The sequence below is a fragment of the Pseudomonas brassicacearum genome (genome assembly GCF_003732225.1).
Lineage (GTDB): Bacteria > Pseudomonadota > Gammaproteobacteria > Pseudomonadales > Pseudomonadaceae > Aquipseudomonas > Aquipseudomonas brassicacearum_E.
The window spans coordinates 335,027-351,415 of sequence record NZ_MOBJ01000006.1 but is presented as its reverse complement, the minus strand read 5'-3'; the positions used below and the strand labels follow the sequence as shown (position 1 = coordinate 351,415).

At 60.6% G+C, this 16,389-nt stretch carries 13 protein-coding genes; 3 read left to right on the top strand and 10 right to left on the bottom strand.

Features of this window, described 5'->3' with window-relative positions:
- Positions 1 to 8: 8 nt before the first annotated feature.
- The 9 genes from BK659_RS08325 to BK659_RS08280 form a co-directional block, all read right to left on the bottom strand.
- Positions 9 to 1,169, bottom strand: coding sequence for an acyl-CoA dehydrogenase family protein (locus tag BK659_RS08325; protein ID WP_123424600.1), 1,161 nt, complete (start codon positions 1,167 to 1,169; stop codon positions 9 to 11).
- A 45-nt stretch (positions 1,170 to 1,214) separates the two neighbouring features.
- Positions 1,215 to 2,006, bottom strand: coding sequence for an enoyl-CoA hydratase/isomerase family protein (locus BK659_RS08320; RefSeq protein ID WP_123424599.1), 792 nt, complete (start codon positions 2,004 to 2,006; stop codon positions 1,215 to 1,217).
- A 331-nt stretch (positions 2,007 to 2,337) separates the two neighbouring features.
- Positions 2,338 to 3,750: an amino acid permease gene (locus tag BK659_RS08310; protein ID WP_123424597.1), complete on the bottom strand. Its 1,413-nt coding sequence runs from the start codon at positions 3,748 to 3,750 to the stop codon at positions 2,338 to 2,340.
- Positions 3,751 to 3,971: 221 nt separating this feature from the next.
- The gene (locus tag BK659_RS08305; RefSeq protein ID WP_123424596.1) at positions 3,972 to 6,233 is read right to left on the bottom strand and encodes an ATP-binding protein; all 2,262 of its coding nucleotides are present in this window, start codon (positions 6,231 to 6,233) and stop codon (positions 3,972 to 3,974) included.
- Positions 6,230 to 7,015, bottom strand: coding sequence for a substrate-binding periplasmic protein (locus BK659_RS08300; protein WP_123424595.1), 786 nt, complete (start codon positions 7,013 to 7,015; stop codon positions 6,230 to 6,232). Before BK659_RS08300 ends, BK659_RS08305 begins: the two co-directional genes overlap by 4 nt.
- 5 nt (positions 7,016 to 7,020) lie before the next feature.
- A complete protein-coding gene (locus tag BK659_RS08295; RefSeq protein ID WP_123424594.1) occupies positions 7,021 to 7,737 on the bottom strand; it encodes a response regulator in 717 nt (238 codons plus the stop codon).
- A gap of 92 nt (positions 7,738 to 7,829) precedes the next feature.
- Entirely contained in the window at positions 7,830 to 8,477 is a 648-nt protein-coding gene (locus BK659_RS08290) for a TetR family transcriptional regulator C-terminal domain-containing protein (RefSeq protein WP_123424593.1), read from the bottom strand.
- Positions 8,478 to 8,725: 248 nt separating this feature from the next.
- Entirely contained in the window at positions 8,726 to 9,520 is a 795-nt protein-coding gene (locus BK659_RS08285) for a class II aldolase/adducin family protein (RefSeq protein WP_123424592.1), read from the bottom strand.
- Positions 9,521 to 9,594: 74 nt separating this feature from the next.
- A complete protein-coding gene (locus BK659_RS08280; RefSeq protein WP_123424591.1) occupies positions 9,595 to 10,644 on the bottom strand; it encodes an ABC transporter substrate-binding protein in 1,050 nt (349 codons plus the stop codon).
- Between the two features lie 452 nt (positions 10,645 to 11,096).
- On the opposite strand from BK659_RS08280, the gene BK659_RS08275 reads away from it, so the two are divergent.
- The gene (locus tag BK659_RS08275) at positions 11,097 to 13,058 is read left to right on the top strand and encodes an oxidoreductase (RefSeq protein WP_123424590.1); all 1,962 of its coding nucleotides are present in this window, start codon (positions 11,097 to 11,099) and stop codon (positions 13,056 to 13,058) included.
- A 154-nt stretch (positions 13,059 to 13,212) separates the two neighbouring features.
- Positions 13,213 to 13,806: a cupin domain-containing protein gene (locus BK659_RS08265; RefSeq protein WP_123424588.1), complete on the top strand. Its 594-nt coding sequence runs from the start codon at positions 13,213 to 13,215 to the stop codon at positions 13,804 to 13,806.
- Here the strand turns inward: BK659_RS08265 and BK659_RS08260 are convergent.
- Positions 13,803 to 14,735: a helix-turn-helix domain-containing protein gene (locus BK659_RS08260; RefSeq protein WP_123424587.1), complete on the bottom strand. Its 933-nt coding sequence runs from the start codon at positions 14,733 to 14,735 to the stop codon at positions 13,803 to 13,805. The two genes, BK659_RS08265 and BK659_RS08260, sit on opposite strands and share 4 nt — an antisense overlap.
- A 173-nt stretch (positions 14,736 to 14,908) precedes the next feature.
- Between BK659_RS08260 and BK659_RS08255 the strand changes: the two genes are divergently transcribed.
- Entirely contained in the window at positions 14,909 to 16,267 is a 1,359-nt protein-coding gene (locus BK659_RS08255) for a glutamine synthetase family protein (RefSeq protein ID WP_123424586.1), read from the top strand.
- Positions 16,268 to 16,389: the final 122 nt, after the last annotated feature.

Sequence of the window (16,389 nt, the reverse complement as noted above, 5' to 3'; positions counted from 1 at the left end):
CGGGGCGATCAGCGCAACAGCGGCCGCAGCAGCTCGCGGGAAATGATGTGGCGCTGGATTTCCGAAGTGCCTTCCCAGATCCGCTCGATCCGCGCGTTACGCCAGATACGCTCCACCGGACCTTCATCCATCAGGCCCATGCCGCCGAAAATTTGCACCGCCTCATCGGCCGCCCGACCGAGCACTTCACTGGCGAACAACTTGGCCATGCCGGCCTCGCCGTCAGTCATCGTGCCCTGATCCATTTTCCACGCCGTGTGCAAGGTCAGCAGTTCAGCCGCGCGGATCTGCGTGGCCATGTCCGCCAACTTGAACGACACACCTTGGTAGGTGCCGATCGGCTGGCCGAACTGCTTGCGATCCGCCGCCCATTGCAGCGACACATCGAGTGCGCGTTGGGCCTGACCGACGCAGTTCGCCGCAACCATCACCCGCCCGGCAGTGAGCCAGGCGTTGGCCACTTCCCAGCCCTTGCCGACTTCGCCCAGCACCTTTGACGCCGGTACGCGGCAGTCGTCGAAGAACATCTCGAAGGTGTGATAACCGCGGTTGCTTACGCACCTTGGCCCACGGCGAATGGTCATGCCTGGAGTGTTGCGATCCACCAGGAACGAGGTCACGGCGTTGCGCTGGCGGCCATTGTGTTCGTAGGTGTCGGTGACCGCGAAAACGATGGCGAAATCGGCGTGCCCGGCGTGGCTGATGAAGTGCTTGCTGCCGTTCAACACGAAGTCATCACCGTCACGCACCGCGCGGGTCTTGATCGCGTTGGCATCGGAACCGGCACCCGGCTCGGTCAACGCGAAACAGTCGATCTTCTCGCCCTGAATGCACGGCAGCAGGTAATCGTTGATCTGCTGGCCGGTGCAGGCCATGAGGATTTTCGACGGCCGTGCGACAAACACATGCAGCGCCCAGGAAACCTTGGACAGCTCACGTTCGATCAGCGCCTGCGACAGGTAATCGAGGCCGCCACCGCCGACTTCTTCAGGCATGTTGAAGGCATAAAAACCCGCCGCAATCGCCTTGCCGCGAATCTGTGCCGCCAGCTCCGGGGAGACTTCGTCGGCGCGATCAACCGCTTCTTCATGGGGCAGCAGTTCCTTGGCGACAAAGCTGCGTACCGCGTCCACCAACATTTCTTGTTCTTGGGTCAGCTGGAAATTCATGGTGCTACCTGTTGTTCGTTTACTGAATAGATGAGCGACGCGGGCCTACTTGCCGACAAACTGTGCCGAACGCTTTTCCATGGCCGCGCGCAAAGCTTCGGCGCCGTCTTCACTGCGACCGCAGAGCAAACCCGCCGCCAGCTCGGCTTGCAGCTGTTCTGGCAGGCTGCGCTGGGCGCCTTCACGCATGAGTTTCTTGGTCTGGGCAAACGCAAAGGTCGGGCCAACGGCCAGGCGTGCGGCCAATTCACCGGCGGCGCCAAGCAGCTGTTCATCGGCGCACACTTCGCTGACCAGACCCGCTGCCAAGGCGCGATCGGCGCCCCACAACTCGTCGAGAAACAGCAGGCGTTTGGCTTGTTCGGTGCCGATCAGGCGTGGCAGATGCCAACTGGCACCGGCGTCCGGCGAGTAAGCCATGCTGGTGTAACCGGCCTTGAAGCGCGCCGATTGCCCGGCGATGCGCAGGTCGCAGCACAGCGTCAGGTCCATCCCGGCGCCGACGGCGGTGCCGTTGATGGCGGCGATGGTCGGTTTATCCAGGCTGTACAGCCGGCTCATCAGCGCATGGGCGGTTTCGGTCCAGCCATAGCTTTCCAGTGCGCCACGGGCTTCGGCTTCGGCCCACTCCGCGAGGTCGGCACCGGCGCAGAAACTGCGGCCGCTGCCGGTCAGCACGACGACCCGAACCATAGGGTCGGCATTAAAACCGTCCAGCAAGGCGTGAAGATTTTTCAGGGTTGGAATGTCCAGCGCATTGCGCTGAGCGGTGCGATTGAGGGTGATCCAGGCAACGCCTGCTTCGACCTGACTGAGCAGAGAAGATTGAGTAGTCATGCGAGTCCTCGAATTATTGTGTTTGGCATGAGGTGATGCGACTTGAGGCCATACTAAACGAGTGTTCAGCAAGACGGCAATCTGCGAAGAAATGGGCTGTAACAGCCTTTTTAACTCTATAAATAATTGATTTTATTGAATTATTTTCTGTTTTCTGGCTCTGCAACAGCTGAACTGTTACAACTTTGAACAACTGGCGACAGGGCACCGCAAACCACTGTGGGAGCGAGCTTGCTCGCGATGGCGGCACCCCATTCAACATCTCTGTTGACTGATCGACCGCTATCGCGAGCAAGCTCGCTCCCACAGGGAATGTGCTTAATAAAAGGAATCAAATGGTCGGCAGAGTCGGCGCCAACACCGCTTGGCGTTTGCGATGAATCAGGAAATACGCGCCGTAGCACAGCGCCATGAACCCAAAACCCCAATACAGCGAAGGACGCTGGGTTTCATCCATCGCCAGGAACACGAACAGCGAGCAGCACAAGGCGATGCACAGGATTGGCAACAGCGGGAACCACGGTGCACGGTATTTCAGGTCGCTGAGTTTTCCACCATCGCGCAGGTAGGCTTTGCGGAACTTGTACTGCGCCAGTGCAATGACGATCCAGGTCACGGTGCCAGCCATGCCGCTCACCGCCATCAGCACCATGAACAGCGTGTCGGCCGCGACGAAACTGGTCATCAGTGAAACCAGTGCAAAACACAAAGTGACGCTCAACGCCCGCAATGGCACGCCGCGCTTGCTCAATGGAGACAGGCTTTTCGGTGCCATGCCGGTTTTCGACATTGCCCACAAAATGCGGGTCGAGGCGTATAGGCCAGAGTTACCGACCGACAGAATCGCCGTAAGGATCACGAAATTCATCAGGTCGGCGGCGTAGGGAATGCCAACCATGTCGAACACCTGCACGAACGGGCTTTCCATCAACCCGGCCTGCTGCCACGGCACGATGGCCGACAGCACCACGATCGCCAACACGTAGAAGATCAACACCCGGAACACCACGTTGCGCACGGCACGCGGGATGCTTTTTTCCGGCTGATCGGTTTCACCGGCGGCCACGCCCATGATCTCGCAGCCCTGGAAGGCGTAGACCACGGTCATCATCACCGCGAACACTGCCGACAGGCCGTTGGGGAACAACGAGTCGCCAATCAGGTTGGTCATCATTGGCGCTGGTGCGCCGCTGGTCAGCGGGATGGCGCCGAAGATCACCAGTACGCCGACCACGATGAAACCGAGAATTGCCGCGACCTTGATCCCGGAGAACCAGTATTCCGCTTCACCAAAAGCACGGGTCGCCAGGGCATTCAGGCCGAACAGGACAACCACGAACAGCGCCGACCAGTACCAGATCGGCACGGTGGGGAACCAGCGCACCATCAACATCCCTGCCGCGGTGAATTCCAGGCCGACGGTAGAGGCCCAGCTCATCCAGTACACCCAACCGATCATGAAACCGGTGGCCGGCCCGATGAACTTGGTCGCGTGGGTCTGGAACGACCCGGATACCGGCATTTGTACCGACAGTTCGCCGAGGCAAACCATCACCAGGTACATCAGGAAACCGGCAACCAGATAGGCCAGAATCGCCCCCACCGGACCACCCTGGTTGATGGTCACGCCGGAGCCCATGAACAGCCCGGTGCCGATCACGCCGCCCAACGAGAGCATGAAAATGTGCCGGCTTTTAAGGGCGCGGGTCAGTTGTATGCCTTTGCGTTCGATAGTTTCACTCATGTCGGCACCTCAGTAGTCGGCGAGGTGCGCGGCGGATGACAGGACGTCATGGCGCTGGGAAGGATCAGCTTTACGGCAGTTCATTATTATTATCTCCAATAAGCTTCGAAGACCGCACTGAGGCGGTTGTGTCGATTATTGGAAACCCATGTAAGTTCGCGTTGAACGTAACGATCAAAGATGTAAAAAGTCGTAACGTTTTTGTACGTCAGGCTTGTACATCAAGCGTGCAACAGGTCCGCCAGCGTCTGTTGCGAACGCTGCAATTGCTCATGCACCCGTGGTGCCAGCACTCGCAGCGCCGACGCATCGTTGACCAGCGCCGCCTCTTCCAGCGTGCGCAGCACGTTGGCCAATGCGCGAAAGCCCAGTGAGTCGCTGCTGCCGGCCAAGCGATGGGCCAGATGGGCGACTTCGGTACAGTCGTCGGCCTCGATGGCCTCGGTCAGTGCGTCCCGGTGCTGAGTGATCGAGTTGCGCAATACCGCCAGCAAGCCCTGAACCTTCTGTTCGCCGAGCAAGGTCCGGTGAGTGTCTAACAACGGCCAATCCATCGCATCGTCATCGTGCTGCGGCTCAGGAGTTGGCGACTGCCCGGCCAACGCCTGTCGCAGGTTTTCCAGCTTCAAGGGTTTGGCGAGAATGCCGTCCATCCCGGCATCCAGATACCCGCGCACCAGGGCGGGTTGCACACTGGCGGTCAGGGCGAAAATCCGGCTATGGCGATTCGGGCCGGCGCTGCTGCGGATCAGTTTGCACAACTCGACACCGCTGATACCCGGCAAGTGCACATCGAGCAGGATCAAATCGAAGGTCTGGCTCGCGCATAGTGTCAGCGCCTGTTCGGCCTCCTCAGCGAGCCACACCTGATGCCCATCGCGTTGCAGCAAACCGCTGACCACTTCACGGTTCAGCGCCACATCCTCGACCACTAGAACATTGAGCGCCCGGCCCGGTGCACTGCTCGACACCACTTCAGTCACGCCGGTGGCCGGTTGCAACGTCAGCTCAAACCAGAAACAACTGCCGCGCCACACTTCACTGTCAACGCCGATCCGCCCGCCCAACTGCTCCACCAAGTGTTTGCAAATGGCCAGGCCGAGGCCGGTGCCGCCAAACCGTTGCGCGACATCTTCGCTGGCCAGGGTGAAACGCTCGAAGATTTTCTCCTGCATCGCCGGGGCAATGCCGATGCCGTTGTCCGTCACACTCAAACGCAGCCGTTGACCGCTCTGGCCCGAGGCTTGTGCCAGTAGCGTCACCTCGACGCTGACCCGCCCGCCTTCGGTGAACTTGATCGCGTTGGCCAGCAGGTTGCTCAACACCTGACGCAAAAACTGCTCGGCGCCGTGATGCCTGTCGCCGACCTGCGGATCGATGCGACAGTGCAGTGTCGTGTCGTTGCTCAGCGCGCGCGGTTCCAGCAGCGTCAGCACCTCGTCGAGCAATTGCCGGACCGAGAAATCGACCGGTTCCGGGTGGCTTTCACCCTCTTCCAGCCGGGCGAAATACAGCACTTCGTTGAGAATCGTCAGCAACCCTTCGCCAGCCTTGTACAGCGCATCCAGACGTTTACCGTCGCGCTCATCAAGGCTGGCGCCGCGCAGCAACTCAGCCATGCCAAGGATGCCGTTCAGCGGCGTACGCAGTTCGTGGCTCATGGTCGCCAGGAACCGCGACTTGGCGAGGTTGGCCGCCTCGGCTTCATCCTTGGCGCGCATCAGGCTGGCGGTACGGCGCTCGACCATTCTCAGCAGTTCATCCCGGTTATCTTGCAACGCCAGACGATCAGTTTCGCGCCGATCAATGTCACTGAGGATCGCCCGGCGCATATCGTCCAGGGCGTGAGCCACCGTATCGATTTCGTCTTCGTGGGCGCCGCGGCTCTTGTCCAGGTGCAAGGGCTCATGCCAGTCGCCGGCAGCGATGCGCCGGGCAAACCCGGCCATGACTTGCAGATGGCGCGTGACCAGCCGGTAAAACAGTCCCGACAGCGCCACCGCCAACCCGCAGAGAAATACGCTCATCCACAACAGACTGGTCAAACCGGTGGCGAACAGCCGCTGATGCACCGCGCCCAAATCGGTGCTGACTTCCAATTGCCCCAGATGCCGCACGGGACCTGCCGGCGGTTGATAGTCCAGTTCAAATCGCTCGACGCGCAACGGCCCGATCGGGTCCGGGCTGCCTTGCAGCAGATCGAAGTCCGGACCGGTCAGATGAACCCGGGCCACGTCGGAGAAATCCACCAGACCGCGCAGTTGCACATTCAACTGTTCCTGGTTCAGGTCCCAGAGGCTACGTTCCAGACTGGCCAGGTATCCGGCGCGAATCAGCTCCATGCGTGAGTCGATGTCGCGCATCTCGCGGCGGTACTCGAAATACAGTTGCACGGTACTCGCCAGCACGGTGAAGCACAGGCTGAACGACAGAATGAACAGCAACAGACGCCGCAACAGTCCGCCGGGCCGTGCGCGGATCATTGTGCATTCGCCGGCAGGTTGATCATGTCGCGGTAAGTGACTTCACTTTCGTTCAGCCAACGCTCGATCTCCCCGGCATCGACCATGCGTTTGAGCTGCGCATCGATGTCCGGCATGCGGCTGGCCAGCGGTGAACGGCGCGATACCGCGATCCGCAGGTAATCCACGCTCAAGGCATTGGGCAAGGCAACGATGTCTTGCGCCCCCGGCAGGTTTTCGACGTAAAGCTGCCCGGTGCGCCGTTCCGAGGTGATGAAATCGATGCGCCCGCGAATCAGTTTGCCGAAGTTCTGGCTACTGTCGGAAACCCATTCGATGTTCTGGTGTTGGGCGACAAAGCGGTCGAAATCCACGCCGTAACTTTCACCGAACAACAGCCCGCCACGGTAATTCGCCAGGTCCTCCAGACGTTCGAACTTCACCGGATGCTGACGGTTGATGAACAGCGCGACTTCTTCGCGCAACACCGGCACCGTCGAGAACCGCATGCTTTGTTCGCGTTGCGCAGTGCTGTAGGCCAGTACCACGTCGACCCGGCCTTCGGCGGCGTCCAGCAGGCAACGTTTCCAGTTGCCCAGCACGACCATCTCGACCTCGTAGCCGAGTTGCCCAAACAGGTTTTTCACCACGCTGGGGGCCAGGCCGCGCACCTGTTTGCCGTCGCTCCAGGAAATCGGCGGGTACACCGGATAGTCGCAATAGCGAATTTTCTCCGCCGCCATCGCGCTGTTGGCGGTCAGTGCCAACACCAGCGCCATCATCAGACAAAATAGCCGCAGCATGCGGCTCAGGCCGCCACGCTGGCGGTGAACAGATAACCGGCGCCGTGGATGGTGATGATCAATTGCGGCTCGGCCGGATCGTCATGCAACTTGCGCCGCAAGCGCCCGACCAGCACGTCGATGGAGCGATCGTTCGGCACCCACTCGCGGTTACGGATCTGGTCCATCAACTGGTCGCGACTCAAGGTGTGGCCACTGTTGCGCAGAAACACACTGAGCAACTGGTACTCGCCGTGGGTCAGCAGGGTTTCGCTGCCGGCGTGGTCGATCAGCCGACGACGGTCGGTATCCAGCGCCCACGCGGCGAACTGTTTGACCGGCCGGGAGATAGCCGCCACCGGTTGCGGCGTCTGCGCATGACGAACCCGGCGCACCAGGTTTTTTGCCCGGGACACCAGTTCTCGTGGATTCAGGGGTTTGATCACGTAGTCATCGGCGCCGCACTCAAGGCCGACGATGCGGTCGATTTCATCATTGCGGCCGGTGATCAGAATGATCCCGACTTCCGAACGGACCCGCAGCTCCCGGGTCAGGGTCAGGCCGTCCTTGCCCGGCAGACGAATATCGAGCATCACCAGATCGACCGTCTGGCTCGCCAGAAAGGTTTCGGCCAGTTCCGCCGTGGCAGCGCAATGTACGTCGTAGCCTTCCTGGGACAGGTAGGCGTGCAGCAGTTCGCGAATCAGCGGATCGTCATCGACGATCAGTACCCGAGGAGTCATCGCTTGGTGTCCTGCGTATGCCCGAAGGCGTGTTTCTTATTAGAGTTTTTTCCTGCACCGGCGCCAGAGAGTATCCATTGCTGAACGGGCGATCAACAGCCCGTCGTCTGCAAACAAAAACGCTGGCGTCCACCGGCCTGCAAACCGTCGACCCAGGCTTCGCAAATCTGTATGCCCTGGTCCGGGGTAAAGGTGCCGGGGTTGAGTCCCGACTCCAGCCACAAGCCGTCGAGCAAGGCGCTAAGGCTGATGGCCGCCAGATCGGCGTCGAACGGTTCCCAGCCCTCCTCCTGCGCCAACTCGGTCAGGACCTTGCGCAATATATCGCGGTACTCGCCATAGGAATGTTCGTGCGCCAGATTGATCGCTTCCGCGGTTTTGACCGCGCCCCAGAACGCCAGCCAGGCATCCAGCAGTTGTGGGTCCAATAGCTCCGCGGAAAACGAACCCCGGAAGAACGCCGACAAGCGCTCACGCGCAGTGGGTGCGGCCTGTTCCATGGCCTCGCGCAACAGGCTCATGACCCGCCCGGTGACTGCCATGTAGGCCTCGGCCACCAGTTCGTCCTTGCCGGAATAGTGATGACTGATCAGCCCGACCGAGACCCCGGCCTCGGCGGAAATCTTGCGGATCGACGCGCCCTGAAAGCCGTGGCGCTTGAGGCACACCAGCGTCGCCTCGATCAGGTTGGCCTTGCGCAACTCCGGCTCCATGCGGGAAAAACGGGCTTCCTGACTCATGCGCGACACTCTCCTGGATCAATCGTTAGGGGTCGCGGCCGGGAAGACCGCGAGCTAAACGACTGTACAGCAAGAGCATGGCAAGTCTCCAGTCAGTCGCACGCCTGAGTGACCGTGTTGCCCCCATCGCGAGCAAGCTCGCTCCCACACTTGATCCGGGCGGCCACAATCACTTGTGCTCGACACAAACCCTGTGGGAGCGAGCTTGCTCGCGATGGGGGCAGCCCATTCAACACAGGGCACTCAGATCAATCGCGATAACCCGGCGCTACCCGTTCAAGCAATCGAAGCAGCGCGGGCCACACCAGTTGCATGCCATCCGGATCGCTCAACTCGCCCTCGTCCAGCGGTCGACCGTGGTCGTTGAACTGGCGCTCGGTGTATTCGCAAACGTCGGCCGGCGGAAGTACCAGCTCACCGCAGGCTTGCGCGGCCAGTTGGATTTCGCAGGCCTTTTCCAGGTAATACATGCGCAAGAAGGCCTGACTCACGGTTTCACCGACGGTCAGCAAACCATGATTGCGCAACATCAACACCGGCTTGTCGCCAAGGTCGTGCACCAGTCGCTGCTGCTCACTCAGGTCCAGCGCCACGCCTTCATAGTCGTGGTAAGCAACCCGACCATAAAACTCCATGGAAATCTGGTTCACCGGCAACAACCCACACTTCAACGCCGCCACCGCACAGCCGGATCTGGTGTGAGTGTGCAGCACGCAGTGCGCGTCTTCCCGGGCACCGTGAATCGCGCTGTGAATCACGAAACCCGCCGGATTGACCGGATACGGCGACGGCTCCACGGCCCGGCCATCCAGGCCGATCTTCACTAGATTGGAGGCCGTGATCTCATCGAACATCAGCCCGTAAGGGTTGATCAGGAAGTGATGTTCAGGCCCCGGCAGGCGCACTGAAATGTGGGTAAAGATCAGATCGGTCATGCGAAAGTGCGCGATCAATCGATAACACGCCGCCAGTTCCTCACGCAGGCGCTGCTCGGTGGCGTTGCGTTGAGGCGTGGCGCCAAGGTGGGTTGCGATCTCATTCATTGTTCTGGTTCTCCAGGCTGATCGGCTGCGCAGACAGTAAAGCTGGACGCTGCTAAACGTCCAGCCGCTTACGGTTACTTGCTGGCCCAGGCGTTGAAACGCTCTTCAAGTTCCTCGCCGTGATCGACCCAAAACGCCACGTTCATCGACAATGCACCCTTGAGGTTTTGCGGCGCAGTCGGCACCCATTGCGCCAGTTTGCTGTCCAGCCGGGCGGCGGCCTGGGTGTTGGTCGGGCCATAAGGGATCTGCTCGACATACTTGACCTGCGCATCCGGCTGGTTGGCAAAAGCGATAAAACGCTTGGCCTGATCGACGTGTTTGGAACCCTTGATGATTGCCCAGTAGTCCATGCCGTACAGGCTGCCCGGCCAGACCAGCCCGAAATGACTGCCGCTCTGCGCAGCGGCGGCCACACGCCCGCTGTAGGTCGACGTCATCACCACATCGCCGGCGGTCAGCCATTGCGCCGGTTGCGCGCCGGCTTCCCACCACTGGATATGCGGTTTGAGTTCGGTGAGTTTGGCAAAAGCCCGGTCCACGCCCTGCGGGGTGCTCAGCACCGAATACACATCCTCGACCTTCACCCCATCCGCCAGCAAGGCGAACTCCAGGTTGTACACCGCACGTTTGCGCAGCCCGCGCTTGCCGGGGAATTTCTGCACATCCCAGAAGTCGGCCCATGAGGTCGGGGCCTGCGCAAGCTTCTGGGTGTCGTAGGCAATCGCCACGCTCCACACCAGCGCCGCCGAGCCGCACTCCTGCGCGGCATCCGGGATCAACTGCTCGGCGCGTCCCAGAATCTTCCAGTCCAGTCGTTCGTACATGCCTTCGTCGCAGCCGCGCATCAGGTCCGGGCCTTCGATCTGCACCACGTCCCAATCGACGTTGCCGGTGTCGACCATCACTTTGATCCGGGCCATCTCGCCGTTGTATTCACTCTGGATCAGCTTGCTCCGATCCGCGGTGCTGAAGGGTTGGAAGAACGCCACATCCTGGGCTTTTTGTCCGGCTCCGCCGTAACCTACCACCACCATCTCCGGTGCTGCCTGAGCGCTGCCAAGGCCGATGGCCAGGGTCAACAACAAGGGATAAAAACCGTGCTTGAACGTATTCGATTTCATCAGTGGTTCCTCGTGCAGGTGTCACGTGAGCAAACGCCGGTGTGACCCTTTTTTATTGTGGTGAGGTTCGCCCCAGGAGTGCATCAGTCTCTACACATCGTTCTACTCCAACTCCCGTAGCAGCTGCCGAGCCTGCGAGGCTGCGTTCGAGGACGAAGTCCTCGCAAATCCGGCATACGCGGTTTACCTGGAAGAACGCGCTGCCTGATTTCACGACTGCTTCGCAGCCGAACGCAGCCTCGCAAGCTCGGCAGCTGCTACGGGAGCTGTCCTGCATCGCATTTCAATGTTGTGTAGATACCTATGCCCAGGAGTGGGCGCCAAAATAAGCTACTGCATGCGCCAGTAAAAAAACAAGTTGATTTTTTACTAGCGGTAAATTTCTATAGGGCAATAACAACAACGCCGAAACCCCGGCCTTTCGGCTTCAGCCCGCCTGGAGTACCCGCACCATGCCGACCTCGACCCCAGCTTTTGCCCATCTGTTCGAACCCTTGCAGATTCGTGGCAAACGCCTGAAAAACCGCATCATGTCCAGCGGTCATGACACCTCGATGCCCACCGATAACCTGGTCAACGAGCAACTGATCGCCTACCACAAGGCGCGCGCCGAAGGCGGCGTCGGACTGATCGTGTTGCAAGTGGCCGGCGTGCATGACAGCGCGCGCTACACCTCGCATGTGCTGATGGCCACCGACGACGCTTGCATCGAGGGCTACCGAAAACTCGCACAAAGTTGCCACGCCCACGGCACCGTGGTGCTCTCGCAGATCTTCCATCCGGGACGCGAGATCATGGAGTCCAGCGATGGTCTGCTGGCGGTCGCCTACTCGCCTTCGGCAGTGCCCAACGAGCGTTTCCGGGTGATGCCGCGTGCCCTCGATCAGGCGATGATCGACGAAATCGTCGGCGGTTATGGCGCCGCCGCAAGGCGCCTGTATCAGGCTGGGCTGGACGGTGTCGAAGTGGTCGCCAGCCATGGTTACCTGCCGGCGCAATTCATCAATCCACGGGTTAATCGCCGCACCGACGAGTACAACGGTGACCTGGAACAGCGCTTGCGTTTCTTGCGCGAAGTGATCGCCGCCGTGCGCGCCAACACCGATGAACACTTCATCATCGGTTTGCGCATTTCCGCCGATGAGCGCGACCCCGAAGGGCTCACCGAAGACGAGTCGCTGGAAGCGGTCAAGTCACTGCAAGCGCAGCTGGATTACGTGCACATCGTCGCCGGCACCTCGGCGTCGTTGGGCGGCGCGGTGCATATCGTGCCGCCGATGGCGATCGAAGCGGCTTACCTGGCCAAGGAAGCCGGGACGTTCAAGGCCAGCCTGAGCATTCCGCTGTTCGTCACCGGCCGGATCAACCAGCCGCAGGAAGCCGAACTGATTCTGGCGCGTGGTCAGGCCGATGTCTGCGGCATGACCCGCGCGCTGATTTGCGACCCGCAAATGCCCAACAAGACCGACGCCGGCCGCGCCGAAGACGTGCGGGCCTGCATCGCCTGCAATCAGGCGTGCATCGGGCACTTCCACAAGGGTTTGCCGATCTCCTGCATCCAGCACCCGGAAACCGGTCGCGAACTGCTGTTCGGCCAGCGGCAACCGACCACCCAGCGCAAACGCATCATGATTGCCGGCGGTGGCCCTGCCGGGATGAAAGCCGCTGCGGTGGCCGCGCAACGCGGACATGAGGTGACCCTTTACGAGGCCAGCGCGCAACTCGGTGGCCAAGTGCTGCTGGCGCAACTGCTGCCGCGACGCAGCGAGTTCGGCGGTGCCAGCACCAACCTCCAGCGCGAGATGGAACTGGCCGGGGTGCGCGTGGTGCGCAATACCCGTGTCGACCGGGCGTTGGTGGAGCGCGAGCGGCCGGACATGGTGATCGTCGCCACGGGAGCCGAGCCCTACTGGCCAGCGTTCGAACGCGGTGGTGAGTTGCAGGTGGTGGACGCCTGGCAGGTACTGCGTGATGAAGTGCAGATCGGTCGTTCGGTGGTGGTGGTCGACTGGCGCTGTGACTGGATCGGCCCCGGTATCGCCGAGCGTCTGGTGCGCGCCGGTCATCAAGTGCAACTGGCGGTCAATGGCACCCATTGCGGGGAAAACCTGCCGCTGTACGTGCGCGATCAACTGGCCGGAGAACTGCATAAGCTGGGCATTCCGATCACGCCTTATGCCCGGCTTTACGGCTCCGATGACAACACCGTTTACCTGCAACACACCGCCAGTGGCGAACCGATGCTGTTCGAAAACATCGACACGCTGGTGCTCTGCCAAGGCCATCAACCGGTGGACACCCTGGGTTTCGAGCTGCAAGGCCTGGTGGAGTTTCGGCGTATCGGCGACTGCCTGGCACCGCGTACCGCCGAAGAAGCGATTTACGAAGGCTTGAAAGTCGCCTGGGAGCTGTGAGGCTGTTTATACTCCGGGTCCGTATAACCTGTGGGAGCGAGCTTGCTCGCGATAGAGGCGGGTCAGCCAACATTGATGTTGAATGTGCTGCCGCTATCGCGAGCAAGCTCGCTCCCACAGGGATTTCGCTCATCAGCCCGGTTCGGAACTCACCATGAGCAACAGCACGACACAGCCCGCAACCGGCACCGCCGAACCGCATTTTCTCGGCACACGAATTCGCGGCCTGCGCAAACGTCGGGGCATGACCCTGGCTGAACTGGCGCAATTGAGTGAGCTGACAGCAGGCTACATCAGCCAGCTCGAACGCAACCTCGCCTACCCGTCGATCCCCGCGCTGTTCAACATCGCCCGCAGCCTGGGCGTGACGATTCAGTGGTTCTTCGCCAGTGAAGCCAACACCGCGCCCGAAGACCACGGTTACGTGGTGCGCAAAAACAGCCGCATGAGCGTGCATTACGAAGACGGTATCGTCGACCAGCTACTGACGCCACAACCCAACCGTCAGCTGGAAATGCTCCATTCACGCTTCCCGCCCGGCACCTACAGCCAGCACAGCTACAGCCACGAAGGCGAAGAAGCCGGTTATCTGCTGTCGGGGAGTTTCGAGTTGTGGGTCGCAGAGCGTTATTTCCAGCTCAACGAAGGCGACAGCTTCAGCTTTTCCAGCCAGGAACCCCACCGTTATGGCAACCCCGGCGACGTCGACGCGATAGTGGTCTGGGTGATTACCCCGCCAACATTCTAACGAGGCACGCGCCCATTCGGCTGACTGGCGCAAGCGCGCTTGAGCGTGTCACTCGGTAATTCCTTGAACAGCGCCCGGTAGTTGCTGGAAAACCGGCCGAGGTGCCAGAACGACCAGTTCATCGCCACTTCGGCCACCGTGGTGTCGGTGACCGTTCGGCTGAGCAATTCGCGGCGGGCGCTGTTGAGCCTGCGCAAGCGCAGCCATTGCGTCGGCGCCATGCCGGTGTAGGTTTTGAACGCGTGTTGCAGCTGACGCAGCGAGACTTCGGCGACCTGGGAAAGCTCCAGCAAATTGAGGTTCTCTTCCGGCGTGTCGGCAGCCCATTCACCCACCCGCTTCATGATCGCCCGCTCCCCCGTCCGCCGCAGCAACGCGCCTCGGTCCAGGCAGACGCAGGCGTTGTCGAGAATGAACAGGCAGTCGTCCAGAAGCTGCTGGGTCAGCGCTTCCTTGCTCGGTGGATCGAAGGTCTGTGACAGCCGCGTCAGGGTGCCGCTCAGCCAGCGGCTGAACAACGCGTTCTGCTGCGAATTGAGCGGCGCCATGAACAAGCCTTCCAGCCGTTCGATGCTCAGGCCGTGGCGCTGAACGAACTCCGGGCCGAACACCACGGCCACTTCCTGGTAGTTCTCCGGGGTGATCCAGATGTTGCGGCTTTCGCCGTTCAACACATAAAGCGCGTTGTCGCTGCGATCGAAACAGAACGCCAGTGAACCCGGTGGAGCGCTGAAATTCTGCTCGACACGGGTGTTCATGCATTCCTCGTAAATCTCCACGCCTTGCAGGTCCAGATAACGCACTTGCCCTGCGAAATGCCCGGGCGACATCTGCTGATAGTGCTGCACCCACCCAGGGGTCGCGCGGATCTGTTCGGCGACATCAGCGGTGTTGAAAGCCTGCACGTGCAAGGGGTTTGACTCTGTCATGGAATGACCTGTGCGCACTTTTTTGGTGCGTTCTGGTTCTGCTTAAAGTGGATAGATGGATCGAAACGCCTCGCCCAAGATAGTCGTCAACGCGCTACAGGGGAAGTCTCTTGCCGCTTGTACGGAATGCAGAGATCAACTCTGGCGCTGATAAAACCAACAACGAGGTCTTTATGAATGCCCCTTTCGATCAGCTGTCCACATGGCTGAAAGATCACAAGATTACCGAAGTCGAGTGTGTTGTCAGCGATCTGACCGGCATCGCCCGCGGCAAAATTGCGCCCACCAACAAGTTCCTGCATGAGCGAGGCATGCGCCTGCCGGAAAGTGTGCTGTTGCAAACGGTAACCGGGGACTTTGTCGACGACGACATTTACTACGACCTGCTCGACCCTGCCGACATCGACATGGTTTGCCGACCGGACTCTTCGGCGATTTACGTGGTGCCTTGGGCCATCGAGCCGACCGCCATCGTGATTCACGACACCTTCGACAAGCTCGGCAATCCGATCGAACTGTCGCCGCGCAACGTCTTGAAGAAAGTCCTCAAGCTCTATGCCGACAAGGGCTGGCAGCCGATCGTGGCGCCGGAAATGGAGTTCTACCTGACCCAGCGCTGCGAAGATCCGGACTTGCCGCTCAAGGCACCGCTGGGCCGTTCGGGCCGCGCCGAAAGCGGTCGCCAGTCGTTTTCCATCGATGCAGCCAACGAATTTGATCCGCTGTTCGAAGACGTCTACGACTGGTGCGAACTGCAAGGTCTGGACCTCGACACGCTGATCCACGAAGACGGCCCGGCACAGATGGAAATCAACTTCCGTCACGGCGATGCGCTGGATCTGGCCGACCAGATCACCGTGTTCAAGCGCACCCTGCGCGAAGCGGCGCTCAAGCACAACGTCACCGCGACCTTCATGGCCAAGCCGATCGGCGACGAACCCGGCAGCGCCATGCACCTGCACCAGAGCGTGGTCGACATCGCCACCGGCAAACCGATCTTCGCCACAGACGACGGCCAGATGAGCGAGCTGTTCCTGCACCACATCGGCGGTCTGCAAAAGTACATTCCAAAACTGCTGCCGATGTTCGCGCCCAACGTCAACTCGTTCCGCCGCTTCCTGCCGGACACCTCGGCACCGGTCAACGTCGAATGGGGCGAAGAAAACCGCACCGTCGGCCTGCGCGTACCGACCTCCAGTCCCGAGGCCATGCGCGTGGAAAACCGCCTGCCGGGCGCCGATGCCAACCCGTACCTGGCCATCGCCGCCAGCCTGTTGTGCGGATACCTGGGCATGATCGAGCGCATCGAGCCGAGCGCACCAGTGCAAGGCCGCGCCTATGAGCGACGCAACCTGCGTCTGCCGATCACCATCGAGGATGCGTTGGCGCACATGGAAAACTGCCCGACCATCGAGCGTTATCTGGGGACCAAGTTCGTCCGCGGCTACGTCGCGGTCAAACGTGCCGAACACGAAAACTTCAAGCGGGTGATCAGTTCCTGGGAACGCGAGTTCCTGTTGCTGAGCGTTTGACTCCAGTCAATTGAAACACTACCCCTGTGGGAGCGAGCTTGCTCGCGATAGCGGCATTACATTCAACATCAATGCTGACTGAACTACCGCTATCGCGAGCAAGCTCGCTCCCACATGTATTG